At 37.3% G+C, this 26,133-nt stretch carries 20 protein-coding genes; 3 read left to right on the plus strand and 17 right to left on the minus strand.

Annotated features, from left to right (window positions below; translation table 11 throughout):
* Positions 1-11: 11 nt before the first annotated feature.
* From Q4546_RS00325 to Q4546_RS00395, 15 genes are all read right to left on the minus strand, one after another.
* Entirely contained in the window at positions 12-737 is a 726-nt protein-coding gene (locus Q4546_RS00325) for a tyrosine-protein phosphatase (protein WP_102439065.1), read from the minus strand.
* Complete coding sequence (locus tag Q4546_RS00330; RefSeq protein ID WP_102477066.1) at positions 734-3,049, minus strand: polysaccharide biosynthesis tyrosine autokinase; 2,316 nt, start codon at positions 3,047-3,049, stop codon at positions 734-736. The genes Q4546_RS00325 and Q4546_RS00330 overlap by 4 nt, the downstream gene beginning before the upstream one ends.
* Complete coding sequence (locus Q4546_RS00335) at positions 3,050-3,586, minus strand: polysaccharide biosynthesis/export family protein (protein ID WP_102477065.1); 537 nt, start codon at positions 3,584-3,586, stop codon at positions 3,050-3,052.
* A 14-nt stretch (positions 3,587-3,600) separates the two neighbouring features.
* Positions 3,601-4,797 (minus strand): outer membrane beta-barrel protein, encoded by a 1,197-nt coding sequence (locus tag Q4546_RS00340; RefSeq protein ID WP_102477064.1) that lies wholly within the window; start codon positions 4,795-4,797, stop codon positions 3,601-3,603.
* Between the two features lie 30 nt (positions 4,798-4,827).
* Positions 4,828-6,228, minus strand: coding sequence for an undecaprenyl-phosphate glucose phosphotransferase (locus Q4546_RS00345; RefSeq protein WP_102520800.1), 1,401 nt, complete (start codon positions 6,226-6,228; stop codon positions 4,828-4,830).
* Positions 6,229-6,237: 9 nt separating this feature from the next.
* Positions 6,238-7,692: a phosphomannomutase gene (locus Q4546_RS00350; protein ID WP_303445468.1), complete on the minus strand. Its 1,455-nt coding sequence runs from the start codon at positions 7,690-7,692 to the stop codon at positions 6,238-6,240.
* On the minus strand, positions 7,685-9,118 hold the full coding sequence (locus Q4546_RS00355) for a mannose-1-phosphate guanylyltransferase/mannose-6-phosphate isomerase (RefSeq protein WP_303445469.1): 1,434 nt from the start codon (positions 9,116-9,118) through the stop codon (positions 7,685-7,687). The genes Q4546_RS00350 and Q4546_RS00355 overlap by 8 nt, the downstream gene beginning before the upstream one ends.
* A gap of 98 nt (positions 9,119-9,216) precedes the next feature.
* Positions 9,217-9,954 carry a WecB/TagA/CpsF family glycosyltransferase gene (locus Q4546_RS00360; protein ID WP_102439080.1) on the minus strand — a complete coding sequence of 246 codons (738 nt, stop codon included), beginning with the start codon at positions 9,952-9,954 and terminating at the stop codon, positions 9,217-9,219.
* Positions 9,955-9,959: 5 nt separating this feature from the next.
* Complete coding sequence (locus tag Q4546_RS00365) at positions 9,960-10,748, minus strand: glycosyltransferase family A protein (protein WP_102439082.1); 789 nt, start codon at positions 10,746-10,748, stop codon at positions 9,960-9,962.
* A complete protein-coding gene (locus Q4546_RS00370) occupies positions 10,745-11,965 on the minus strand; it encodes an EpsG family protein (protein ID WP_102439084.1) in 1,221 nt (406 codons plus the stop codon). The genes Q4546_RS00365 and Q4546_RS00370 overlap by 4 nt, the downstream gene beginning before the upstream one ends.
* Positions 11,966-11,977: 12 nt before the next feature.
* Positions 11,978-12,967: a glycosyltransferase family 2 protein gene (locus tag Q4546_RS00375; RefSeq protein WP_303410619.1), complete on the minus strand. Its 990-nt coding sequence runs from the start codon at positions 12,965-12,967 to the stop codon at positions 11,978-11,980.
* Between the two features lies 1 nt (position 12,968).
* Positions 12,969-13,910, minus strand: coding sequence for an acyltransferase (locus Q4546_RS00380; protein ID WP_102477059.1), 942 nt, complete (start codon positions 13,908-13,910; stop codon positions 12,969-12,971).
* Positions 13,911-13,999: 89 nt separating this feature from the next.
* The gene (locus tag Q4546_RS00385; protein WP_303445470.1) at positions 14,000-15,007 is read right to left on the minus strand and encodes a glycosyltransferase family A protein; all 1,008 of its coding nucleotides are present in this window, start codon (positions 15,005-15,007) and stop codon (positions 14,000-14,002) included.
* Positions 15,008-15,144: 137 nt separating this feature from the next.
* Positions 15,145-16,479, minus strand: a complete 1,335-nt coding sequence (locus Q4546_RS00390) for a lipopolysaccharide biosynthesis protein (protein ID WP_102477057.1) — start codon at positions 16,477-16,479, stop codon at positions 15,145-15,147.
* A gap of 76 nt (positions 16,480-16,555) precedes the next feature.
* Positions 16,556-17,725 (minus strand): nucleotide sugar dehydrogenase, encoded by a 1,170-nt coding sequence (locus Q4546_RS00395; RefSeq protein WP_102439094.1) that lies wholly within the window; start codon positions 17,723-17,725, stop codon positions 16,556-16,558.
* Between the two features lie 926 nt (positions 17,726-18,651).
* Here Q4546_RS00395 and Q4546_RS00400 point away from each other — a divergent pair.
* From Q4546_RS00400 to Q4546_RS00410, 3 genes are read left to right on the plus strand one after another with little or no spacing between them, the layout of a single operon-like run.
* A complete protein-coding gene (locus Q4546_RS00400) occupies positions 18,652-19,377 on the plus strand; it encodes a transglutaminase-like cysteine peptidase (protein WP_303445471.1) in 726 nt (241 codons plus the stop codon).
* A gap of 28 nt (positions 19,378-19,405) precedes the next feature.
* Complete coding sequence (locus Q4546_RS00405) at positions 19,406-21,499, plus strand: LapD/MoxY N-terminal periplasmic domain-containing protein (RefSeq protein WP_303445472.1); 2,094 nt, start codon at positions 19,406-19,408, stop codon at positions 21,497-21,499.
* Positions 21,500-21,949: a hypothetical protein gene (locus tag Q4546_RS00410; protein ID WP_303445473.1), complete on the plus strand. Its 450-nt coding sequence runs from the start codon at positions 21,500-21,502 to the stop codon at positions 21,947-21,949. It begins immediately after the preceding gene.
* Positions 21,950-22,322: 373 nt separating this feature from the next.
* Here Q4546_RS00410 and Q4546_RS00415 read toward each other — a convergent pair whose 3' ends face one another.
* Together Q4546_RS00415 and Q4546_RS00420 are read right to left on the minus strand one after the other, a co-directional pair.
* Positions 22,323-23,792, minus strand: a complete 1,470-nt coding sequence (locus Q4546_RS00415; RefSeq protein ID WP_303410630.1) for a phospholipase D family protein — start codon at positions 23,790-23,792, stop codon at positions 22,323-22,325.
* Positions 23,793-23,878: 86 nt separating this feature from the next.
* Complete coding sequence (locus tag Q4546_RS00420; RefSeq protein WP_303445474.1) at positions 23,879-25,978, minus strand: carboxylesterase family protein; 2,100 nt, start codon at positions 25,976-25,978, stop codon at positions 23,879-23,881.
* Between the last annotated feature and the right edge of the window lie 155 nt (positions 25,979-26,133).

Genomic DNA, 26,133 nt, shown 5'->3' on the forward strand with positions numbered 1-26,133 from the left:
TCACCTTATGATTATTGAAATAGCGAATTAGAAATAGTTCTGGGCATCTCTGTCGTTAATGCAAAAGCGTACTCTTCATCAACTAAGCTACTAACCAATTGCTTTGCTTGGGCAATTTTAGGTGGGCGACGTTTTAAGGAATGGCAATCTGAAGCGATGATGGAATAAAAACGCTCTTTTAAAAATTGCTCACTCAATTGCTGCGGCGCCGAGCCAAAATCGCCAATTAGCGACGCTGCTGTTAACTGAAATAAACAGCCAGCTTGGACAAAGGGCTTAATTCTATGGGGGTGGTTTTGCAGCTCTCTATTACGTTCAGGGTGAGCAATCATCGGTAATACATTTTTACTCAATAACCAGCTAATTAACCTATCTGTTCCCGCTGGGATATGGCTACTGGGTAACTCTAATAGTAGGACATCTTTTTGCTGATAATGACCAATAAAAGGCAATTTATGTTGCTCAACAAACAAGACGATTTCTGGTGAAATCCGCACTTCCGCTGCCGCGCGCAATTCAATAGCAATGTTAGAGCTAACTAGGGCTTGTGAAAGCGCCTTATAAGCTGCAGATATTGAGTTGATATCATTGTCATATATGCCTAGATGGATATGCGGGGTTGCCACCATGCGGGTTACACCTTGCTCCTGTGCTAAAGCCATTAAACTCAGTGCTTCATCAACGGATTTAGCTCCATCGTCGATATTGGCTAATACATGGCAATGTAAATCAATCATACTTTTATATTGTCCAAGTCAGAAAACGGCTTGGGCTTATCTTTGGCGGCATAATCTGCAAACTGCACAGGTTTATCTTTAGGAGTCTGATCTGCGCCGTAAGCTTTATAGTAGCCATAGTCACCTTGGTAATGCTGTGCATCTTTCGTATTAAACTGGTTTAGAACGACACCAAAGACTTTACTTCTCGCTTGATTTAATTTTGCTAAGCTTAATTTAATCACTTCATTACGGGTATGATCGGCTTTTACCACTAATACCGTTGCATCACATAACGAAGTAATAATCAATGCGTCACTGACGGCATGTATTGGCGGGGTATCGATAATGATTTTACTATACTGAGTTTTCAGCAAGGTTAATAACTTCGGAAACTGGCTCGAAGAAAGTAACTCTTGAGGGTTAAGCGGCACCGCTCCTGCAGGCATAAAGTCGACATTAGGTTTAACATCAGCAACGATACAATGAGGCAAGCTTTCTGTACCTGATAATATATTAGCAAGCCCTGGCTGATAAGAGGGTAAACCAAAACGCTCGCCCATACTGGATTTACGTAAGTCCGCATCAATTATCAATACTTTTTCCATCGTAGAAAAAGCAAAGCCTAAGTTCATTGAAGTGCTGGTTTTCCCTTCGTTAGGCGTCGATGATGTCACTTCAATGGTAGAGAAGTCACTGCCCATGGCCATTAATGACATCGATGTTCTTATAGTGCGAACCGCTTCTGCATGTAAAGGCTGATTATTATCGTAAAAGGCGAAGTTAATCTCTTTATAAGTAGCTCTTTTCTTGGCTTTTGGAATATAACCTAATGCCCGCTGCGATAATATTTTCTCTACGTCATCGCTATTTTTAACTGTGTCATTTAACCCATCCAGTATTAATACCATCACCACCCCAAAGCCTAAGCTGGCAAAAAAGGTCAATATTACAATCAGCTTTTTATTGGGTTTAGTAGGATAGATTGGCACAATCGCTCTGTCAGTAAAGCGGGCGATAGGCGAGTCAAAACTGCCGGTCACTTCGGTTTCTTTTTGACGAGCAAGAAAGCTATCAAACAATTGTTGATTAGTATCAACTTCACGCAGCATGCGACGGAAATCAGTATCTATAGTGCTCAGGTTTTGAAAAGAGCCTTTTGATTTATTAAACTGCGCTTCTAACCCCTTCAGCTTACGTCCTGCTGTTTGCGCTTCTTCTTCAATACCTCTCACTAATCTTGCTATTTGGCTATGTAAATTACTCTGTACTGATTTAAGCTCAGCTTTTGCCGCGATCATTTTTGGATGCTTTGGCCCATAAATTTGCTCAAGCTCAGAAACTTTTCTTTCAACAATCACCACTTCACGCTTAACATTTTGAATCGAGGGATGGGAGGTTACTTCAGGTAAGCTTTCTAAACGGCTGATATCAGTAGCACCGTAGCGCCTGACCACGGTAATAAAACTCTCTGCCTGCGCTTTGCGTGAGCGTGCCATGGCAATTTCATCACTTAATCGTTCGAGCTCTTTAGCATCTAACGCTGTGACCCCTTCAACATCAACCAGACCATTCGCCCGCTTAAAAGATTCTAAGCGTGTTTCAGATTCATCTAGCTTTAATCTTAGCTCTTCTAGCCTTCCACCTAACCAAGTATTGGCCTTTTGTGTCATGCCAACCTTTGCTTCCAATTGACTTAAAATATAGGTATCTCCCACCACATTAGCCACTAATGCGGCCAAGGCGGGATCTGAGCTTTCATAACGAATATGGACCAATTGCGTTTTTCTAACCGGTGAAATACTGATATCTTCGGCAAAGGTATCGATTAATTGTTGCTTAACAATTTCTTGGTCAACATTTTCTGTAGCACTCCCTTCAGGCAATAAGTCATCAGGTAGGTACTCTTCGGGAATATATTCTTTTGGAATAAAATCGAGTAAATAGGCTAGTTGACTAAGCAAACTTGGTTCTGAGACAAATGCAGGGTGATTTATTAAATCTAATTCGTTAAATACTCGCTCTGCAATTGAGCGTGATTTTATAATTTCAAATTGAGTTAAATAATATTCTTGCTGCCCTGAATTAATACCATAAACTTCATCTATTTTAATAGCATTAGCCTGTTCTGATTCGATCAATAAGGTAGACTTTGCACTGTATATTGGCGTCATTTTCAATACGACAAAAATAACCAAAGCAGTAATCAACATCGCAAAGGTTAATATGCGCCATTTAAAACGCATAACAGGTTTTATTAGCTTTTTGAAATCAATTAGCTGATCCATTTGAATTTGAGGCAATGGGTTGGCTCGCCTTTCCTGCTGAGTCATTTAAAAGAACCTCTGTTCAATGGTAATAGTATCACCAGCAAAAATCTTACTGTTAATGTTGCCACGCTTGGAGTTTACCTTTGCGCCTTCTCGGGAAATATTGATTTTGTCTTCTGAAGCCCGCTCAGTCAGCCCACCGGCTAGTGCGATGGCTTGGTTAACTGTCATTCCTGGCTGATATGGATAGCCACCCGGTTTTTTAACCTCGCCGTGAATATAAAAAGGTCGATATTCCACCATTCCGACATAGACACTAGGCTCAACAAAATAATCCCCTTTAAGACCCTTATAAACAATTTGCTCCACTTGTTTTATGGTCAAACCGTTAAGTTTAATTGGGCCTAAAAAAGGAAAATTAATGGTGCCACTATTGGTGAGTTGAGTTTCCAAGGTTAAGGCGTCCTCACCATACACTTGAATAATAATGGTATCACCAGCCCCTAATAGGTAACTATCATCAGACTCGACCGCCTCTGCAGTCGATGTCAGCATCATGGATACAAGAGCTAAAACTAGACTTAAAAATAGAAATCTCATGATTGCACCAATAATTACAAGGTCATTTCGGCAGTGATAAAATAGATATTACGATCGTAATCAAAGCGTTCTTGTATTGATGTATTGTCAGCAATATCTGCACCTGCTCTTAGCGTCATCCAGCGCAACACTTCAAAATTGAACGAAACGCGATAAACATTGGTGGTATCTTCACGCTCAAAGCCTGTGTAATCGTCTTGTATTCGATCGTACCCGAGAGTGGTACCAAACAAGTCGCTCCAATCATGGTTCCATTTAACCCCGTAAGTGGTCTCACGAACATAATCACCAAATGTATCAGGGTCCTCACTACTGCGACCGGTATAGAAGTCAAACTGACTATAGGTCAATGGTTTCCAAGTTAACTTGGCATCCCAAGCTACACCGCTAAAATCTTCCCGCTCTTGATTATCAAATGCTTTTTTCTGATAGCCGATCCTAATAGAACCCTCAGTGGTACTGGTTGCTTCCCACTCAACACCTAACTGTAAATTTTGGGTATCACTGTCTCTATCTCCGCCAGGATCCATGACGTCATAAGCGGTTTGAATATATTGGTAATCAAGAAAAATACTAGTGGCTGCTCGAGTATCATAAAAAACGGTAGCCCCTAATTTAACGTTATCTTTATTACGGAACTGGGTTAATTCTTTAAAGTTTGTATATTCCTTAGAATCATATAAACCATTAATCCTAACTCTTGCCGGCGTTGATTTAGCGCCATACTCATAATAACCACCACCTTGAAAAATATCATAGGTAGCAGGTTCTGTTGGCAGTCCATCATCAAAGCCAAAATCGAACACACCAGTACCACGATCTTCGTGACCGTAAAAATACTTAGCTTCAAGATTGAAACGATTGCTTTGATTTAACTCTACCTGAGCGCGAGCTTTTAATAGTGCATCAAGGTAGTTATCGTCGCTACTATCGAAATAATCACCGTACTCAATACCGGCATCAATAGTATAAATGTTATTCCCATCGAGCATCTTTGCCTGCACCGCAGGGGCTACGGTTAATATCCAACTTTCTTCTTCATTTGTACTTCTACTGGCAATATTATCGTCATATTTTAAGCCTGCATTTAATGCTGGAATAAAATCAACACCGGACTCAGTGGTAATTACCCCAGCTTTTTCTTCAGCACTCACATTTGCTATCCCAGCTGAGATGACTAATAGTGTAAATATATTTAGCTTTGTTCTCATTGTTATCACCTATTCCTTTGATTGTGATTTTTAGTAAACATGTTTACCGACAAAACCTTTAAAGCATGTCATAAAGACAATTTTCACATCTAACCAAATAGACCAATTTCTTATATAAGCCAAGTCGAATTCGATTCTTTTTTCCATTTTATCAAGGGTATCGGTTTCACCACGCCAGCCATTTATCTGGGCCCAGCCCGTAATACCAGGTAATACCTTGTGCCGAAGCATGTAATAAGAGACTAAATGTCTGTACTCTTCATTATGAGCAATAGCATGAGGTCTTGGGCCAACCACTGACATATCCCCCATTAGCACATTAAAAAATTGTGGCAATTCATCCAGCGAGCTTTTACGTAAAAAGCCGCCGATACTGGTTATTCGAGCATCTCCCTTCTTAGCTTGAATAACGACATCGCTATTTTCAGTCACCGTCATAGAGCGAAATTTCCAAACTTTAATTTTACGCCCATCAAGTCCGTACCTATCTTGTTTAAAAATAATAGGACCTTTTGAATTTAATTTAACTAACAGAGCAATAACTAATAAAACAGGGCTTAATATAATCAAGGCTACAAAACTAAACATGAGATCAAAACTACGTTTATAAAAGCGCATCATCCCATTTACGGGGGATTCAAACACACTTAAGGTATCAACTTCCCCCACGCTCCCGATACGAGCATGCATTAGGTTCTTCAATAAAAAGTCTGGGGTAATTAATACATCAACAGTACTATCGCCAAGAGCTAAAATAATATCGGCAATTCGCTGCTCTGCAATCATAGGTAAACAAACATATAACTTTTGAATATCCCCTCGGCGAGCAACATAAACCGCATCATTCACCGTGCCTTTTAAACATGACAAATCTAAATTTTCGATACGATTTGGGTCTCTATCATCATAAAAACCCACACACTCGAAACCTAACTCATCATGTTTCTGTATTTGAGTATATAAGCGTTGCCCCGCCTCAGTTAAACCTACAATGGCTACTTTTTGGACGCTATAACCTTTTTTACGACGAAAACGTTTAAACTCACGCACACACAGTCGCCAACTCACTAAAGATATAAGTGTTAAGACATACCAGCCTCCCACTGTTACCCGAGAATAAACTTCACTGTATTTAAATACGAATAATAATAATGTCATGAGTAAAAAGGCGAGAGTTACATTTAAACACATAATTCTGCACATGGTAGAAAACCGCCCCAAGCGCCAAGAACGGTATAACCCTAAAGATTCCCCTATATAACTATAAAAAAATAACACCCCAATCAGCACTAATAAGTAGTCCTTATTGAAAGTAATATTATAGCTATGCATCATGATCATTAATGCGGCGGCAATAATGGCAATATCAAAGATACGCAATAAGAAACTAGAACGGGTACCGACAAATTGAAGTGTTGATGGACTTTCCATTTAGCTCACCTAATTAACTAACGATGCATTTAAATTGATGTTCAATAACTGATACAAAGTATATTCAACTAATTTTTTAGCTTTGGATATAGAATCACTTTCGGCGTAACATCTAAATTCCGGAGCATTACCCGATGGTCGTAAATGAACAATATTGCCATTAGTAAAACTTAAGCGTAGTCCATCTTTAGAATTAACTTCTACTAATTTATTTTCAGATAGGTTTAATTGCTCAAGTAAATACTCTGGCTGCTGTAAACCTAATTTAATAATGTGCTTACTGCGTTCAGTGCTAAAATCTGTCAAACGGTCGCTATGGGTAAAGCGTTGGGGTAATTGTGCTACTAATTCTGCAATAGAGTTGGAAGAAGTTTTACTCAAAGCGCTATGAAGTACCATCAAAACAGGCAGTACTGCATCGCGAGTAGGTAGTGCAGACAAACTATGTCCATTAACCTCGATAGTAGACCCCAGCAAGAAGCCCCCATTAGCTTCAAATCCAGCAATTCGACTACTTTGCCTTTCTACCTCTGAAAACGCGGCTATCACATGGGGAGAGCCAATTTTAGTTCTTACGACTAGATCAAAATAGCGGCTTAGTTCTATGGCGGTATTACAGCTAACGGGTACAACTAATCCATCGATATCTAACGCCTTGGCGGAAAGTAACCCCAGAATGTCACCACGCAGCCAGTTACCTTGCTCATCAGCGAGCAATGGTCTGTCACCATCACCATCAGTGGAAAATAACGCATCAAGCTGATACTCGTGCGTCCACTCGATCGCTTTTTGACAATCTGCGTCACTAACTGCTTCAGTATCAATAGGCACAAAGGTATCACTGCGACCAATGGATATAACCTCGGCACCCAGCTTTTCAAAAATGAGTGGATATAAATCGCGCCCAGCACTTGAATGTTGATAAATGCCAATGCGCTTACCAGTTAACCATGGCGAATCAAATAAACTCACATAACGATCTATGTAATGATTTTCAGCAGCATTATCCACGGTAAGCAAGGGTAGTTGCTCTACGCAAGGATAATAATATTCACTATTTAAAATCGCTATTTCATCGGCTTTAGTAATCTCACCATCAGGCCGATAAAACTTTAATCCATTTCGGTCAAAGGGAATGTGGCTTCCTGTCACCATGATACAAGGAACCTCTTGGCTCATCGAAATACAGGCTAATGCTGGCGTTGGGATAACACCATAATAAACAACCTTTACATCACACAGCTCTAGAGCTGCAGCACAGGCTTGTGCCATCGTAAAACTACTTGGACGATTATCTATAGCTATTGCGATTGTGTGAACATTAAAAGAGTCTTGCAAGGTGTTTAAAAAAGACACTGTGAAAGCTGCGCAGACATCAACAGTGAAATCACATACCAAACCTCTGGCACCGCTGGTTCCAAAACCGATATGACTTGAAGCTATCACTTGTTTTGAATTAAGCATTTGATACGCCTTTTGTTGCTACACGGCCATATCTGTCTTCAAAGCGGACAATATCGTCCTCGCTGAGATAGGATCCCGATTGCACTTCAATTAATTCTAGAGGCACTTTACCTGGGTTTTCTAAGGCATGGATAACACCAACAGGGATATAAGTAGATTGATTCTCAGTTAATAAAATGTCTTGATCGCCATTGGTTACTTTCGCAGTTCCCGATACCACAATCCAATGCTCTGCTCGGTGATAGTGCATTTGCACTGATAACTTTGCCCCAGGCTTGACAGTAATTCGCTTGACTTGAAAACGTCCGCCATGATCGATGGAGTCATATTTCCCCCAAGGGCGATAAACTTCGCGGTGGTGTTGCCACTCGCTGCGTTCATGAGTTTTCAATTGTTCTACAATATGTTTAACTTGTTGAACATCAGCTTGTTTTGAAACTAAAATCGCATCCTTAGTTTCAACAATAACCACATCATCTAAGCCGATAGTTGCCACCAGTTTTTCAGTGGCTTTAACATAACTATTGTTGGTATCTATACCAATAACATCGCCTTTAAAGACGTTTCCATGGGGATCTTTATCTTCAATCTCCCATAATGCAGACCAGCTGCCGACATCGCTCCAACCGCAATCCATAGGCACAACCACTGCATGCTTGGTCTTTTCCATAACAGCATAATCAATTGAGTCTTCGGGACTTGTAATAAAAGCCGCTTCATCGACACGAATAAAGTCTACATCATGAGTAGTGTTGACCATTGCGGCTTCACAAGCGGCAAAAATATCAGGGCTATATAATTTAAGTTCTTGTAAATAAACACTGGCTTTAAACAAAAACATGCCGCTATTCCAATAATAATGCCCAGTGGCAATATAATCTTTCGCAGTTGCTAAATTCGGCTTCTCAACAAACTGAGAAACCTCAAACCCAAGCTCATCAGCGAGTAACTCACCCCGTTGAATATAGCCGTAACCTGTTTCTGGCGCTGTCGGCACAATGCCAAACGTCACTAATTGGTTATGTTCTGCTAGGGTTACCGCTTTGGTGACAGCCTCACAAAATGCGGTCTCATTCTTAATGACATGATCTGCGGCTAGCACTAATAATAAAGGGTCTTGCCCATTGCGAACCGCATACATAGCAGCAAGTGCAATTGCGGGGGCGGTATTTCGCCCTTCGGGTTCTAATATAATTCCGCTGTTATCTATATTGCCTAAACGAAACTGCTCAGCAACAGAAAAACGATGTTCTTCATTACAAATAACTAAGGGCGCTGAATGAATAATTCCATCTAGTCGGTTCGCTGTTGTTTGCAACATTGAATGATTATCTAACAAAGTAAGAAACTGCTTAGGAAATTGCTGGCGAGACAATGGCCACAAACGAGAGCCTGAACCACCTGCCATAATTACGGGTAAAATCATATTCAACCTCGATAAAAATTATTTTTACAGTGACCAATAGGGAATTTAACGTTAAAAAAGGAGCGATGAGCGTTACCAATCACTTTAATAAGGATTAATTAATGCTTTTGATGAATGTACTTTATGAATATCGGAAAAATTTTAACGCCATTAATAACATACCGACCAAATAACCTTCTTGGTGATTGCATTAATCTAAAAAACCATTCTAGTGATAGTTTTTGAAATATCACAGGCGCTCTTTTTTCCTCACCACTTAAAAATAAAAAGGAAGCACCAACACACAAAGCCAGACCTGAAGCACCTGCCTGTTTAAGTTTTTGGCATAGAATTTCCTGTCTTGGTGAGCCCACGCAAAGAAATATTAATTTAGCAGGATTGGCTAATACAAAATCAACACACTTACCTACTTCAATATCATCATCAATAAACCCCATCGGAGGATTATAATGATTAACTGAGCGTAACTTATATTTAGCTTTTACAAAGGATATAGTTTCATCTGAGCAACCAATAACTGTTATATCAAAATCTTTTTCTGGCAAAGTCTCTATGATTCGTTTGGTTAAATCACTACCAGGAATAACATCTCCGATATCAACCCTAGCCAGCTTAGATAAGAGATTTAAAATTCGGCTATCATTGACAGTAATATCAGCTTTATCATATATAGTTTTAAAGCTTGAATCAGAGTTGTACCTGATGACATGGTCTACATTAGGCGTAACTAGCATTGAATATTCACCATTATAATTAACAATATGATGAACCAGATTATCGGCTGTAAAGTCATTAAAATTCACACCCAAAAAATTATTCTTTTTTGTAAAATCCATTTTATTCACCTTATGAAAAAGTCAGTAACTTTAATTTTGTTAGAAAAAAGAAAGACTAACCCTACACAGGTTTTTCTTGCTGTAATCAGCATCAATGCAAGTGAGCTAAAGCAATGATTCTTTAACACGCCGAAAGAGCCTTTGAAGTATCGATATCTGAACTCAGCAATGGGATCGCGATGGCCAATTAGGTTTGAGTTGCTAAACCATATATATTTAGATAACAACATTGCTCTAATGGCAAAATCAGTATCTTCACCACCATTATTTTCACTGCCAACACCGAAACTCTCATTAAAACATCTCAATTCAGCGACAATCTGACTTTTATAAATAGTGGTGTTTGAAGACGCGTTTTGAACCAATTTATAAGCAGAATGCTTTTCAATACCACCAACAGCATCTATCGGGCTGGAACAAAACTTGGTATAAAAAAGGTCGCAATCATTGGTACTTACTAACCCTTCAAAATTGAGCCAAAAACTCGTAGGATACCAGCAATCATCATCGGGAAAGGAAATGTAATCATAATCACTAAGAAGATCGAAAACTCTCTCGATAATAAAATTTCTTGCTTTAGATAGTGAAATGATATCTTTAATGTAAAAGTGTTCGGCACAATAATTATCATTATTAGCAGGTTGAATCATTTCAGTCTGAGTGTAGTTTTGAAATAAAACAGCATGAAAGAAGACGGCCTCACTACTTTGCGAGTGCAAGCTATTAACTAGGCGTTTAAAGTCTGAGTAGTTAGTTTCATTATAAACGCAAGTAGTTATAAGTAACACTTTCATAAATCAATACCTAAATAATAAATGGGTGAATCAATAACAAAATCTAGAAAACTACCATTATATATATATGCTGTATAAGTAAGCTTCAGGTTGAAATAGGTAAAGCCTAAGATCAAACAAGAAGTAAAAATACTTAAATTAGCATTTTTGTAATATGAGAGCTTAGTGCTGAAATAATTAAAGATGATAAAATAGTTAAGCCACTTAAAAGAATCATAAAAGGTTAAAAATCTTAGAGGTAAAAAAGAACTAATATGACAAAACATCAGAGCAATGAATAACACCACTAAAAAACGGTAAACATTCCTATATTTTGAGTCATAAAAAAATACAATTATCCCACTAAAAATAAAAATACTAAAATCAATCAGTTTAACAACTAGACCTCTTGATTTATCTTCGAGATCTTCATAGTGACCACTAAGGTTAAAGTATACAGCAACATAAAAAATAGATAACAACACCGTTGCCGTTAGTAATAGCTTGTATGATATGTAGTTAATATTGTACAAACAAAACAATAATATTAGTGCGGCCATCAAAACCGTTGAATTATGAGTAAACACTGAAACAATAGAGAAAAACAAACAAAACCATGGCTTTTTTATATACATAAAATAAAAAGTCAGCACCAGAAACGAACTGGCCACCTGTTGTCTGATTAAATTATATGCATTACCAAAATCATAAAACACCAACATTTGAAACAAAACCAAAGAGCAACATATCAAGACATTTACTTTTTCGCGCTTACAGATCTCGATAATCACAAAGGTTGGAATCAGATAAATCACACAGTGTACCCAGAGAATATAAGCTGGATAATATCCATTGGTCGCTTTACTCGAGATATAAACAAAGAAATGATACAGGGGCTCACTTGCTTTCAATGACACGCTAGCCAGATCATCTTCAAAAGCATTAAAAAAACCTAATTCATAATCTGAAAAATTAGTAAAGTAAGTATAATACCATTCTAGGTCGTTACCCTTTACGAAAAACTCCCGATTAAAATTGATTAAAATAAAGAAAAACACAAGCGATATAGGTAGTAGCTTTACCAATTTATAGTTGTGAGTATAAACAATCAAAAAAGCACAACAAAGAAATGATAAAAAAGGAGTAAATATAGAAAACAATATTAAAACAGCAAAAACAAATGAAAACTTAACATTTAGAATACTATCATCATCGCTATATGATAAGTGACTATCCACAAGTACTCCTTGTTAATTACTATGTTTTATTTTATAAGCCATTCTTTTTATCAAGAAAGGTAAGCCTGTTACGGTTTTCAGTGCATAAAAAAATGATTTACCATTAATAAAAATAGCATTACCATCTTGCTCTATCGAATACAAAAATCTTTTGGTACCAATAAACCTTTTTTTAAAGGAGTTGAGTCTTGGCATCACTATATAATAAAAACAAAGATATTTTTTCCTATATAATATAATCGCTTTCAATCTCTGATACTCAGCATCGTCTAAATTAAGACTGTTGAGTAACTTTTCTTCATATTCAAATCTAAGCTTAACCGTCTGATAAGAACACGGTGTATTTGAAATTCGATACTCATCATGATCCACATGGATAAATGTTGGCTGCTTAAAAAACAGCACACTTAGCTTGCTTAAATGTATTTTAAGGATTAGCACATGGTCTTGGTATTTTTTACAATTATCAAAGCCACCAATTTGCATCAATGCTTTTTTTCTGCCCATAACCATAGGAGTATAACAGTTACCATCTTCGAGTAATTCAATCGGAGTGGTTCCCTTGAAGTGGCAGAAATCTAACTGATATTTTTTCCCATTAAACTTAGAGTACATATCACTGCAACAAATATCGTACTCGCTGTGCTCATTAAAAAATTGAAGTTTAGCTAAGGTTGCTTCAACAAGCAGCATATCGTCATCATCTAAAAAAGTGACGATTGAGGTTTTGGTTAATTCAACCCCTTTATTACGTGCTATACAAGCGCCTGAATTATCATTTAAAGCATAATATAATAAGCGGCCATTAAACTCAGGGGCTACGTTATCTATTAGTGCTTTAGTTGAAACCTGGTTAGGTGTATCTAGTCCATTATCATCTATCACCACAATTGATATATCTGGATGCTGACAAGAATGTATTGATTTTAAAATCTTTTCAGCTCTGCCATAAGTAGGGATCACCACGGTCAACTTGTTAACATCATTGTCTTTATCCAACATACTACCTACCTAACACGTAATGAGTCATCCAACTATTACTACTTAATAGTTTATCAATAACAATAGAGCCTGCGATGCCTGCTGTAAGCCCAACCATAAAAACTAAACTCGTATTTAATACATCAAAATAATTTAAAAAAATCCGGCTTGATGCCGTAAAGAACACATGGAACAAATAAATAGAAAAAGAATAAACTCCAATGTACGAAAGCCATTTCATCTTTATTTTCAATAAAAACAGAGTAAAACAAAAGCTAAATCCAATGCCAATTCTTAATGCTCTGTCATCGAAGTCAAAGTATAACGATAACCCGTAAGACACCAGTATCGCTAAACTAACAGTTAACATTTTTTGCACAGCAGAGGGGAACCTTGAGTTCATCATGCCAAATAAAAAGAATGGTAATAAGTAAAAAAAACCATCTAAAGATAAATAGTTAACATCAACGCCTAAAAGGTAAATAACGATAGAAAGAACCAAAATAAAAACAGACGTTAGATAACTATTGAGCAGATTAAAAAACTCAAACAAAGTAACTAAACAAAAAACTAAAAAAATCGCCTCTAAAAACCAATAATGGTCGACAGGAATAATATGCATAAGCCAAAAGTTTATCGTTTCTCGATTAGTCCCTGGCACATAAAACTGTAACAAAGCAAACAAAGTTCCAACCGTTAGCATAGGGTATAGCAATCTTGCCGTTTTCTTTTTTAAAAAAGGAATAAAATTGCTTTTTAAGGGTCTCATACCATATATGAGTCCTGATAAAAATGAGAAAAGCGGCATACGAATATAAATAAACACATCATTAATATCACGTAATACGCCTGAGTCTATTCTCATTCCTTGCGTAGATGAAGATCCAATTACGTGATAACTAACTAACAATATACATGCCAACCCCCGTAACGTGTCAATTTCAAGCTTTCGACTAGCCAACATAATTAAATCCTTATGTTAAAGCATCTTACGAAAACAAATTTCCTATAAATCCATTTAAAAGATAAATATTGTTCATTAAAATAATGCTATCAACTAAAAATTATCATTTCACATTCATATAAAAACAAAATAGACAATGAGCAATAAAATGAATATTTTTTATACTTGCTATTCTTTGAAGAATCTACAACGGGTTTAGATAAAATCCTGTTTAAAATCAATCTTGGATTCTTAATATAATTCTTATATGACTGGGGAAAAAAAGGTAAATGACCTTTCGAAAACGCAAACAAGGTCGACAAAGCCAAAGGGGGATCTATTTTATCTCCTGCCAATTTAAATACTGAGATAACTGAATGATTTTCGGTATTTATTTTTTCATTTTTTATGTAGGATGACTCTCTCAAAGCCACCTCAACTCTAGAAGAAACAACCTCTTTTGAACGGTTAACAGTTAAGGTACCAACACCTCTGGTCACACAATAAAAAACTTCATCCAACACACTAATTTTATTCGCTTTACTCCCTGACACTAAAGAGAACATCACATCATTAGATGCTAAAACCTCATCAAAGCGAACATTATTCTCAACTAAGAATTTACGTCTAAACACCTTGCTCCAGGGGACATAAAATTTATAGCGGATATCTTCACATTCAGACTGTAAATAGTTATCAATCAATTTAGCATATCGAACATGCCTGTCTGACTTTTCTTTTTCAACCAAACAAAAACTGGTTGGTTTAAAGTAGCAAATGTCACAATCTTTTTTAAGACCAGAACAGATAGTATCAAAAGCATTATCTACAAAATAATCATCGGAATCAGCAAATATGATAAATTCTCCTTTAGCATGCTTTATCCCAATATTTCTTGCCGCGCCAGCACCTTTATAACCTGATTCATTAGTCAGCACAGTCAAGTTTTCATAATGCTTAACCATAAACTCATCTATATAGTCAGTCACTTTCGAATGACTATTATCATCTACAATTATAACTTCCACATAGTTTTTGGAAGGTATTGTTGATAACAATTTATTCAAACCATTGATATTGTTATAGTGAGGGATAATGACTGTATATTTATAACTCATTTGCTAAGCCCTTTACCTATCTTTAATAGTGCTAAATAAACCATTAAGAACCCATTCAAATAAAATGCATATTGAACATGTAAAGTAAAACGGAGAAAAATTAAAATAAATCACTGACTGACACCAAATATTAATAATCAAAAATTAGTCGCTAATACAAAATTTGCAGCTAAAATAATTACACTGCTGATAACCCCGTAGGATATCGTACCAAATACACTTGACAGGCCTGAAGGAAAAATATGTTTACTCATTAGCAGGTAGCATTGAATAAAATTAATTGTAAAACTGATAACTATTAACCAACAAAGCGTTTCTAAACCACCTAAATATACCCCGATAACAATGGCACTTACGCTGGTGAGGGCATGGTAAAAGCCGCATTTCAATAATAAATCTGCTCTACCCGCAGCTTGGTAAAAACCACCACTTGAACTAATCACCACTTGAGTTGGAATTGAAATAGAAAGAATTCTAAGCAATATAGATACATCCCCCCATTTATCACCAAGTAAAATGAACACGATTTCATCGGCAAAGATACATATTAATATTCCGACTAAAGCACCAAGCAATGACATATATTTAGTAAACTTTATATGTAACCGTTCAAATTCAGGAGGGTTTTCTCTAAGCTCCTTCATAACAGGTTGTATTGCCGGCGCCATTGCAAATGTTAATATTAACAGTGGGTATCTCATCAATCGATAGGCTTTATCGTATATCCCTAGGCTTGTTGCACCTAAGTACTTACCCACTAAGATATTATCTAAATTTTTTGAAAAGTAGTTTAAAAAATTAAAGCCGGCTTGATCCTTTGAAAAAGCCAATATTTTTTTAACATGGCCTAATTCTCGGCCAAAGTGCGGAATACCTTCTTCTGTATTCTTAGCGGCAAACAGTATCAAAATATATCGAAAAATTGAGACGACCAAAGGCTTTATCGCTAGCGCCCATATAGGTTCAAAATAGTCTAAAGTGAGCAGTAAAAAGACAACGGAAATGATCTCTGCTATTGCTTCACATCGCGCTATGGTAATAAATTTTTTCTCTCGGTTTAGTGCAGACATCGGCACTATAACCGAGGTGTTAAACACAATACTAATGCCAACCGGAATAACTAAATATTGATATATGTCATCACCATAAAACCAAGCAATAAGTGGAGATATGATAAAGAAAATTACAGAAACCGCAGCACCCAAAACCCAAGTAAAACTGTAAATACCATCGCGCATCTGCGTTGATATTTTGGATTCATTAATTAAAGCAGGCCCAAAACCCATCTCGCTTAATAGGGCAAAAAATACAGCAAATACTTGAATAACAGCAAATATACCAAAAGTTTCAGGTGTAAATATTCGCGCTAGTATCATCATTGATAGTAACTGCACTAAATACACTAAGTATCGACCTGTTACGCTATAGAGCATTGAACTAGCTAATTTTTTCCCATTTGAAATTTCAGGCATGAATCACTTTTAGTCCTTTAACAGTACCGAGGTTAGTTGCTCTTTCGTTTCAAATATTCACAAAGTTCCAAAGCGACTAATAGTCATTGCCAAACAAATCTCGGGTATAGACTTTTTCTAATACATCATTTAAATCGGCTGTAATTCGATTAGATACAATCACATCCGCACTAGCTTTAAATGCTGCTAAATCTCGGTACACTGGTGAGTTAAAAAACGTATCTTGCTCCATAACAGGTTCATAAATAATCACTTCTATGCCTTTACTTTTAAGGCGCTTCATCACGCCTTGAATACTTGAGGCCCTGAAGTTATCTGATCCTGACTTCATGATTAATCGATAAATACCTACAGTGTTAGGGTTTCGCTTTAGAATAGAATTAGCAATAAAGTCTTTTCGAGTGGTATTAGAGTCAACAATTGCTGTTATCAGATTATTTGGCACATCAGCATAGTTAGCTCGCAGTTGTTTAGTATCTTTTGGTAAACAGTAGCCGCCATAACCAAAAGAGGGGTTATTATAATGATTGCCAATACGAGGGTCTAAACCTACTCCATCGATTATCTGCTTGGTATCTAGGTCAAGGGATTCTGCATAGGTGTCTAGCTCATTAAAATAAGCCACTCTTAAGGCTAAATACGTATTTGAGAATAGTTTGACCGCCTCAGCCTCTGTCGACTCGGTAAACAAAACTTTGATATCTTGCTTTAATGCCCCTTGAACCATTAACTCAGCAAATATTTCAGCGCGTTTACTCTTCTCTCCCACAATTATTCTTGAAGGATATAGATTGTCGTACAGTGCTTTTCCCTCACGTAAAAATTCCGGTGAGAAAATAATGTTATCGCAATTTAACTTTGCCTTTATCCGTTCGGTATATCCAACTGGCACAGTAGATTTTAAGATCATCACAGCGCTAGGGTTAATCGAAGTCACTTGTTCAATAACCATTTCTACAGAAGAAGTATTAAAATAATTTGTTTGAGGATCATAATCCGTAGGAGTGGCTATAATCACAAAATCAGCACCTTGGTAGGCGCTGACTTTATCTAAGGTCGCTGTAAAGTTTAACGATTTATTTGCAAGAAAATCTTCAATTTCAGTATCGGTAATTGGCGACACCTTGTCATTGAGGAGGTTAATTTTGGACTCAATAATATCTACAGCAACAACCTCATTGTGTTGAGCAAGTAACATAGCGTTCGATAAGCCAACATAACCTGTACCAGCAATTGCTATTTTCATTTAAAACAACACCCTTTTTAACATATAAGTTAATGTTTTGTGGTAAATTTTATCGGTAAATTCAAGAGCAAAAAATTATAATTCCACATATCTCTAGATGGCTTTAGCCACGCTACCGCACTGAATTTTAGCTTCCAGATTGCTATAAAAGTTATGAATAATTTAGCTAATAATTTACAAATTTGATTGGTTGTTAGGACGCTTCAACTTTCAAATCCAACCAGAAAACTTAGCAACAAATGAAAGTATAGACACTCACATGAATCTCGGTACAAAGTATGAAAATCAAAATTGATCTTCATTAAAGTCTACGCCATCTAAGTTAATCGGCTTCATCAAGCCCACTTAACAATGATGTTACATTGAAGCATACATGAAACCCCTGTCAGTTTTTTGAAACCCTATAACCTCAATTCAAAAATCAACCTAAAGTAGCCTAATTACTCACCTCGGTATCAAACTAAGTACTATTACTGCGAGCCAAGAGTAGTACTTTAGTATAGGTCACCCTTGCACTTGGTGGATCCTCAGAGCTTAGAACGCATCCATCTATGCCTGAGGCTGCTGTATTTTGGTGCAATGTTAACTTTAATAAACACCAACCACTTAGGGGAACTAAAGCTAGCAACAACAAAAAACGATTAAATACAATAACTAAAAATCAAAATTAAGCGTGTTAAGTAATAATTATAAAATAAGGCCATTAAATCGCCCTAAATAGCTGTACATAATTCAATCAAGATCCGTGCCAAAAACAAAGCAAGTTAGTAAGTACCAACAAACAATGTAACAATTTTGCAATAGTTTAGTCCCTAGAAATCTCGGAGCTTAAACTTAGAACACTGCATGAGGCACCTAATTAAATACGTCATTATATTGACGATCATTAAGGCCAACTTCGCTATGATGAAATTTACAGATCCCTTATGGCACATTTTTGCTACAGTTTTAGCATCTCTATGGATAGGTTGGGTGAGAAAATTAATTCATTGCGTGTTGATTTGAATTGGCAACGCTATTGGCTGTTAATACCAATAGTGTTTTCTGCTGTTTGCTTTTCAACAATGAACCACAATATTTTTTCTGGCGCGTTTTTTACTCAAATTGAACTAAAATATGGACTTAACAGAATCGATGACTTTCATAAGTGGCAATCAATTATTGAAAAGGGAGCTGAGTTTTCTGACAGTGAACGCTTGCACTTGGTTAATCAATTTGCCAATCGACATATTAATTTTGTCAGCGATATCGAACATTGGAATAAAAATGATTACTGGGGGACACCGATAGAGTCATTGGGCACTAAAGGTGGCGATTGCGAAGACTTTGCAATTTTTAAGTACTTTACTTTAAAAGCAATGGGAGTCAGCGAAGAAAAAATGCGCTTAATGTATGTTAGAGCGTTATTAATTGACCAACCACACATGGTACTTATTTATTTTGATAACCCTAAGGCCATGCCCTTAGTATTAGATAATTTGACAACAAGCATTAAAAAATCAAATCAACGGACTGATTTAAAACCAATTTACTCATTTAACAGTCAAGGCTTATGGTTAACTAAAGCACGGGGATTAGGTTCAAATCGCCCTGTTAGTACTGGCTCTAAAAGTTGGACAGATCTCGTTAATAGAATAGAGAATGGTGAATAACATGCGAAAATGGAATTGGAGTCGCTGAATGGTAAACAAAGGAATGTCGCTAAAATTACAAGTATTTTTACTTATTAGCTGCTTAACAGTTTTTAGTTTCAGTTTTGGTTTATATAACAATATCTCGACCATGAAAGACTATTTAAATGAACAACTTGCTTCTCATGCTCAAGGCGCGGCACATAGCTTAGGGCTTTCAATTTCGCCTTATATGAACGAGCAAAACCTTGTTGTTGCAGAAACAATGACTAATGTCATTTTTGACTCGGGTTATTATCAACTAATTCAATTTACTGACATCGATGAAGTTGTTCAATTTAAGCGAACGATTGATTTTCCCACTTTATCTGTGCCCAATTGGTTTATGGCCAGTTTTCCATTACAACCTCCCATAATGACCAGTGAGGTAAGTGATGGTTGGCGTTTAGCCGGGCAGTTATCAGTGCAGTCCCATGTTGGTATTTCCTATAATAACTTATGGCATCATGCAGTAACGAGTCTCACTACCACTTTTATTCTATTAATTATTACCTTATTAATCGCTTACTTCATTTTAAAAGCAGTACTAAGACCGCTAAAAACCATTGAGCAACAAGCCAATTCAGCGTCAAAAAAACGCTTTATTACCAACCCAATTATTCCTTTTACTACAGAGCTTAAAGCGGTCGTCGATGCTATGAATCAGATGATTGCTAATATTCAGCGGGCCTTTAAAGAACAAACCCAACTTGCTGAAAATCTAGCAAAACATGCCTACATAGACTCTTTAACAGAATTACCAAACAGACGCGCTCTATTAAAAAATTTCGAATCGATTCAATCAACAAATACACCACAAAAAAATCAGTTCTATTTAGGCTTGATAGCCCTGCCATCGCTAAAAAGTATCAACGATAAACAAGGATATGCCGCCGGTGATGCCTATATTAAGTTAGGGGCCAATATTATTAGCAAGCAACTTAATCAAATCACCGAAATACAGCTTTATCGAGTTTCTGGGTCAGAATTTGCTTTTCTATCGCCATTAACAGAGGATGCTGTCAAATTAGTCCATAAGCAATTAATCGATATTTTAGTGGCTAACAAAACAGAACACGACGTTGAAGATGGTTTTGCAAAATATACAGTGACTTGTATTGGTGCCAATGAAAGCTTTAGCGACACACTCAAACGATTAGACTCTCAATTAACCACTAACCCATATTGCGACAAACACGCTGAGTTAATACTGTCACAAGCTGACAATAGCCATCATACACGGGAAGAATGGGCTCACATTTTAACTCACTTTACTGAATACTTTATCAACGAGCTTAAACACTGCAACCAAGATAATTTTGAGCTTAAATGTATTCCTTTAGATGACTTTTTTGATTTACTGCTACAACCGGTAGTCGATAACCAACAATCAATTATGTATGTTGAATCCTTTGTGGGCTTTAAATTTAATGGAGAGTCTTTACCCACACTAGATGTATTTTCCATGGCCGATAAATTGGGCTTATTACTTGAGCTTGAGCAAGCAATAACTTGTTTCATCTTTTACAAATTAACACACATAAAAAAAACACCCATAGCTATTAATATTAGCAACCAAGCGATACAAAGCTCTGCCTTTACTCATTGGCTATTTAATTTATATCAACTACAACAAAAAAAACTTCCACCACTTTTGTATGAAATTAAAGAATCTGGCGTGATACTTTCGTCAGCTGTTACAACCTCATTTATTAATAAAGCTAAAGAATTAAAAATTGATATTGTCATTGAAAACTTTGGCTCAAACTTAAACTCATTTCACTATATTCGTAACTTAAACGTTGATTTTACTAAATTAGATCCTTGCTTTGTACATGATATAGATCAAGCTGACACACGCTTTTTTGTCCAGACAGTTACCCAAATATGCCATGGTATTGGATTAAAAGTCATCGCTGCGCAATTGGAAACACCAGCCATGATAGGCATTTTTTCCAATATCCATGTGGATGGTCTTCAAGGCAACGGTTTGTATGCTGTTCAAAATTTGACTACTCTTATACCAGTGACATTAGATAGTTCATGGAGCTGTACTTTACAACTCAGTGACTTTTGTCCCCCATCAAACCATGAGGCAGAATAAATGTACCCTAACAAATTAACGCTCATTTTGATTGCTGCAATATCTTCAACGGCGTTGTCAGCAGGAGCATATGCTGTATCTCAAACAGATTTTACCAATGGCGTTCAGACAGCTGCTAATTCAGGGACAAGTTTAGCTGATTACACGCTCACTCAAATGAAATCATCACCTGCAGAACAAACCAATATCCTTGCTTTTGCTTTACAGGCGACTTTTGGCAAAACCGCAACTATATTAGAAGTGCTTAGTGCTGCACAAACTGCAGGAATGAACGCTGATGATGCATTGGCTATCGCTATTGCAAATGGTATAGACCCTTCAATTGTTGCAGAGGTCTTTGAGGAGACACTCACTGCCAGTGGTGGCACATTTGGAGCAGCTCCAGCGCCTGGTGCTCAGGGTTTCGGTGGTGGCTCTGGTGGTGGTGGAGTAACGGCTTCCAGCAACTAATTAGTGTTTATCAAGCACCCTTGCCTTTTATAAAGAACTTGGGTGCTTTTTTATAGCTATTATTAGTTAAAAATAACCGCGATTAAATTTAGCTCATTAACGAGTATTTGTTGCTTAAACTGCAATGAAACCCTACAAACTCATTATCATGCAAGGGGTTGGACGTATATAAAAACAATGAATTATTGTTTATTTCTAGTAATCCTTTCAGCTAACAAACTCTCAACTAATCCTCTCTGCTAATAATCTGTTAGCAAATAATCTCTTAGTCAGTAACCTATTACCTAACAAACTCTTAGCTAACATGCTCTTATATTGTGGCGTTAAATGACTTACGTAAAGAAAGCGTACTAGCCCCTAAATATGGCTTTAATTAAAGCTCTGACTCGCCATTCATTTTCCTTATCAGCCAATCCGGTAAAGCATGCCAACCACCATAATGAGGCGAAGCGTCATAGCTTTCATCACCTGATTGCCAGTTAATACTGCCGTCTTCTTGTTGAGTTACATGCCAATAAAGCAATTCTTTATTGGCCAGTAAGTAATGCTCTAACGTCAAGGCGAATTCTGGGCTCTTGATTAACACCCCAAACTCAATATTTAAAAAATCTGAACGTGGATCAAAGTTCGATGATCCAATGTAGGAATATAAGTCATCAAAGATAAAGGTCTTATTATGGTAATAAGTATCACTATGGTAAAAATGATCACTATTTTTAGCATGATCTTTATATTCATATAAATCCGCCCCCATATCTAATAACAGTGGGCGATGCTTTTCAAAGTATGCCGGCACAAACCCCGAATCATTTGATGCCGATGAATTTGTGATTAAAGTGATCTGTGCATTATTGGCACTAAGCTTTTCAATAATGGTAAATTTATTATCGGTTGGAATTAAGTAAGGCGTTGAAATTACGGCTTTCTTGGCATCATTCACCGGATCAGTCATTAGATTTTCAACTCGACTTCTAAAATATGGCTTACTGTCTTTCATCTTTTCAAGCGAATCAAAGACAGGTTTCACAACAGCTGCGGTATAACCCACTTCTGTTAAGCTCTGCACTTGCTGATTAATCGCATTCACCACTTGTTGGCGGTTTTCAGTTTGTTGCCGATAAGTTTTTTCAAACTCGGTAAATACTCCCACCTGCTTCACTTCTACAAGCATTTCGATTGGGATCAAATAATCAGTGCCCCACAGCCCATCAAAATTCGCTTCAAAAGCCTTAATGACATCACCTTTAAAAATGACATCTAAATCAAAAAAGTTTGCCTCAGTGCTATAGCCAAAGTAGTCATCGCCAATGTTTCTGCCACCTAAAATCATATTGTGACCATCAACGTTAAAGTACTTTTCGTGCAGGCGATTATCCAGCTGTTGCTGATGAATTTGAAAGTCCATCGCACGGCCAATCCAACCCATTTTTCGAGAGTCGAAAGGGTTAAAAATACGAATATCGATATTTTGATGGTGGGCGAGCTCTGCAAGCCACTTTTCATTAAACACCAACAAGTCATCAAGGGTTACTCTGACTTTTACACCGCGATCGGCAGCTTGCTTAATTTCGGCAAAAAGCATTAATCCCGAGGTATCTTTATTCCATGAGAAGTAAGTCATATCAATAAAGCTTTTGGCTTGACGCACTAGCTCAATACGCCTCGCTAAGGCTTCTGGTGCAGTAGGGATTAAGTACAAATCAGCATGGTATTTTTTCGAGTCCCAATCCGTTTGAAAACCGTCCTCAACCTCAGGGTAAGACGTTGCGCAGCCAGTCACCACTATGGTAACAATAATAAAGCTAAGTACAGTTAGGCACTTAGAAATAGAATGCATGTTCATTGATATACCGTCATTATGGTTAAAAAATTACGGCTAGCAAATGCTAGCCGCCAATCAAAGCGATAAAGATAAAGCTTATTTAGTCATTAATTAAAGTAGCCTAAAATTAAGCCTAAATCCTCAAGACCCGTTAAGCGACCTTCGCGTAACTCTGGGTCAATACCTGGTTGTTTTCTTTTGTCCCAATCTGCTTCAATTTGTATATTTGTATCGCCATCAATCACTAACACATTGTCATCACTGGTATTGAATTGATAGTTATCAAACAGCTCATCACTAAACCAAAGACGTGACAATTTATCCATTAACATCATATCACTATCACTTGGAGTAACCTTGTTACCTGTCACGGTATAAGGTTTATTGAACACAAATGGTAATTCCGCACCATTACAAATGTTACCAATGCAGCTAATTGATTTAATTAGCGCTGCAAGGTCAATGGATGTTGCTTCATTACTTGTGGTCCACACATTAAAGCTTGGTTTGTAATCAAAGTTATAAAAAGTCACTGGCACCACACCATTATCACTGGTTTGCTTGGCCATAACCCGTGCTGGACCACTAAACAGCATATCGTTTACGAGTAAATTAAATTGCGCCATATTACCTGTGGCACCGCTTAACTCACTTTCATCGTTTGGATAAAAGTCCGTTAATTTAAACAGTTCATCTATGATAGCGCCATTGCCTAAACCAAAGAAAAAGCGGGTAATGGCGTCATAGGCTGTGCTAGGTAAAATGTCACCTAACTCAACTTGGGCTTCAACATCTGAGTTTGTTATGGCCATTAACTCTTGCTCTAACAATGCCAAGTTATCTTGGGATTCTAACCAAGCCTGAATATCTAAAGCGGCTAAATCAGGATCTTCAGGCGCATCATTAAGCTGTTGGATTAAATTGATAATCGTCGGTATTAATGAAGTTAAACTCGGCAGAAATGCCGTTGTTCTTGAATCATTACTGTTAAAGCCTAGTACTGTTGGTACATTTAACTCGCTAAGTACTGGCTGGGCTGTCAAGTGATAACCACTGATTTCAGGTTTAAAAGTTGGAAATCCAGTACCTGCACGGTATTCAACATAAGGCGAAAAAGGCTTTAAATTGGCTAACGGCGTAGTTTCAGCGCTAAGTTTAGAGGTTAAACATAAACCACTGCCTACTAAGTTATCCACATCAATACAGTCTAATCCTGACCAAGCGCCAACTTTCGCTAATGGATTTAGTGCCTTTTCCTGCACTTGCATGATTTGTTCAAGGGTTAACTCATCAAGTACCACAGAGCCTTCTTCAGCAAATAACTCATCGCCATAATCTTGTAACTTACCTTGAAAGGTTTTGGCTTGATCATAAGACTTATAATCAAAGCCATAAGGGTTGCTTTGCATAATAGCGCGCTGGAAATAGTCACCAGCAAAACTTTCACTGTTTTCGGTTTGCTGTAAAATCCCTACTGACATGGCGCCAGCGCCTTGGCCAACAAGGGTAACCTTATCTGGGTTACCACCAAATAATTCAATATTGTTATTGACCCATTCAAGCGCGCGTTTTTGGTCACCTAAAGCAAAATTACCGCCTTTGTCGTTCTTACTACCATCAAGCCAGTAGCTACCTAAAATACCTAAACGATAATTTAGAGTGACCGCAATAAATGGTTTATCATCTAATGCCCCCTGAGCGACAACATTATCGCCTTGTACTAGCGGGTCTGAGCCTGAACCAAATTCAAAATCACCACCATGAATGAACACATAAACAGGTAAATCAGCGGACTCGACCGTATCTTCTGGGCGCCAAATATTAAGGTTTAAACAATCTTCTGATTGCTCCTGCACCGTTAAATCAAGTTGCGGGCAAGCATCACCAAAAACCGTTGCATCGACCACATCTGTTAATTCTGTGACCACACTGTGCTCAAAGCGCGCAGAAGTCGCATAAGTAATGCCTTTAAACGCCTCTAACTCAACTCGCGTTGCCGTACCCTCTACATCATTAATCACCACTGACTCTTTAAGCCCCATTACGGTGCTATCACCAATGATCCGATCAATCTGCTGTGGTGGCAGTGGCTCGACAACGGGTACTTCAGGTTCTGGATCTGTAACACTAGGGCTGTCATCACTGCCACAGGCCACTAATGTTAATGAAATAAGCACTGCAAGGGTAGAACGGTAAAACACGGTCATAATTAACTCCATGTATCTCTGATTGCTAGGGTTTGGCTAGTGAATCATCAAAGTAGCTCAAGCCTAATATTAGGTTAAAGTTTGCATCTTTGCTGTATGAGCCTGAATAATTAAATTTATAGTAATTAATTTAACCCTTACCTTGTAATCGCTTA

Origin of the sequence: Shewanella sp. 4_MG-2023 (assembly GCF_030548015.1) — a bacterium.
Classification (GTDB): Bacteria; Pseudomonadota; Gammaproteobacteria; order Enterobacterales; family Shewanellaceae; genus Shewanella.

What these genes read in the sequence shown, in the direction of transcription:
- Q4546_RS00420 (WP_303445474.1), bottom strand. Translation starts at nt 25,978, where the DNA reads ATGACCGTGTTTTACCGTTCTACCCTTGCAGTGCTTATTTCATTAACA.
- Q4546_RS00380 (WP_102477059.1), bottom strand. Translation starts at nt 13,910, where the DNA reads ATGTTGGCTAGTCGAAAGCTTGAAATTGACACGTTACGGGGGTTGGCA.
- Q4546_RS00405 (WP_303445472.1), top strand. Translation starts at nt 19,406, where the DNA reads ATGGTAAACAAAGGAATGTCGCTAAAATTACAAGTATTTTTACTTATT.
- Q4546_RS00330 (WP_102477066.1), bottom strand. Translation starts at nt 3,049, where the DNA reads ATGACTCAGCAGGAAAGGCGAGCCAACCCATTGCCTCAAATTCAAATG.
- Q4546_RS00415 (WP_303410630.1), bottom strand. Translation starts at nt 23,792, where the DNA reads ATGAACATGCATTCTATTTCTAAGTGCCTAACTGTACTTAGCTTTATT.
- Q4546_RS00385 (WP_303445470.1), bottom strand. Translation starts at nt 15,007, where the DNA reads ATGAGTTATAAATATACAGTCATTATCCCTCACTATAACAATATCAAT.
- Q4546_RS00400 (WP_303445471.1), top strand. Translation starts at nt 18,652, where the DNA reads ATGGCACATTTTTGCTACAGTTTTAGCATCTCTATGGATAGGTTGGGT.
- Q4546_RS00390 (WP_102477057.1), bottom strand. Translation starts at nt 16,479, where the DNA reads ATGCCTGAAATTTCAAATGGGAAAAAATTAGCTAGTTCAATGCTCTAT.
- Q4546_RS00345 (WP_102520800.1), bottom strand. Translation starts at nt 6,228, where the DNA reads ATGGAAAGTCCATCAACACTTCAATTTGTCGGTACCCGTTCTAGTTTC.
- Q4546_RS00365 (WP_102439082.1), bottom strand. Translation starts at nt 10,748, where the DNA reads ATGAAAGTGTTACTTATAACTACTTGCGTTTATAATGAAACTAACTAC.
- Q4546_RS00335 (WP_102477065.1), bottom strand. Translation starts at nt 3,586, where the DNA reads ATGAGATTTCTATTTTTAAGTCTAGTTTTAGCTCTTGTATCCATGATG.
- Q4546_RS00375 (WP_303410619.1), bottom strand. Translation starts at nt 12,967, where the DNA reads ATGTTGGATAAAGACAATGATGTTAACAAGTTGACCGTGGTGATCCCT.
- Q4546_RS00350 (WP_303445468.1), bottom strand. Translation starts at nt 7,692, where the DNA reads ATGCTTAATTCAAAACAAGTGATAGCTTCAAGTCATATCGGTTTTGGA.
- Q4546_RS00410 (WP_303445473.1), top strand. Translation starts at nt 21,500, where the DNA reads ATGTACCCTAACAAATTAACGCTCATTTTGATTGCTGCAATATCTTCA.
- Q4546_RS00395 (WP_102439094.1), bottom strand. Translation starts at nt 17,725, where the DNA reads ATGAAAATAGCAATTGCTGGTACAGGTTATGTTGGCTTATCGAACGCT.
- Q4546_RS00355 (WP_303445469.1), bottom strand. Translation starts at nt 9,118, where the DNA reads ATGATTTTACCCGTAATTATGGCAGGTGGTTCAGGCTCTCGTTTGTGG.
- Q4546_RS00360 (WP_102439080.1), bottom strand. Translation starts at nt 9,954, where the DNA reads ATGGATTTTACAAAAAAGAATAATTTTTTGGGTGTGAATTTTAATGAC.
- Q4546_RS00340 (WP_102477064.1), bottom strand. Translation starts at nt 4,797, where the DNA reads ATGAGAACAAAGCTAAATATATTTACACTATTAGTCATCTCAGCTGGG.
- Q4546_RS00325 (WP_102439065.1), bottom strand. Translation starts at nt 737, where the DNA reads ATGATTGATTTACATTGCCATGTATTAGCCAATATCGACGATGGAGCT.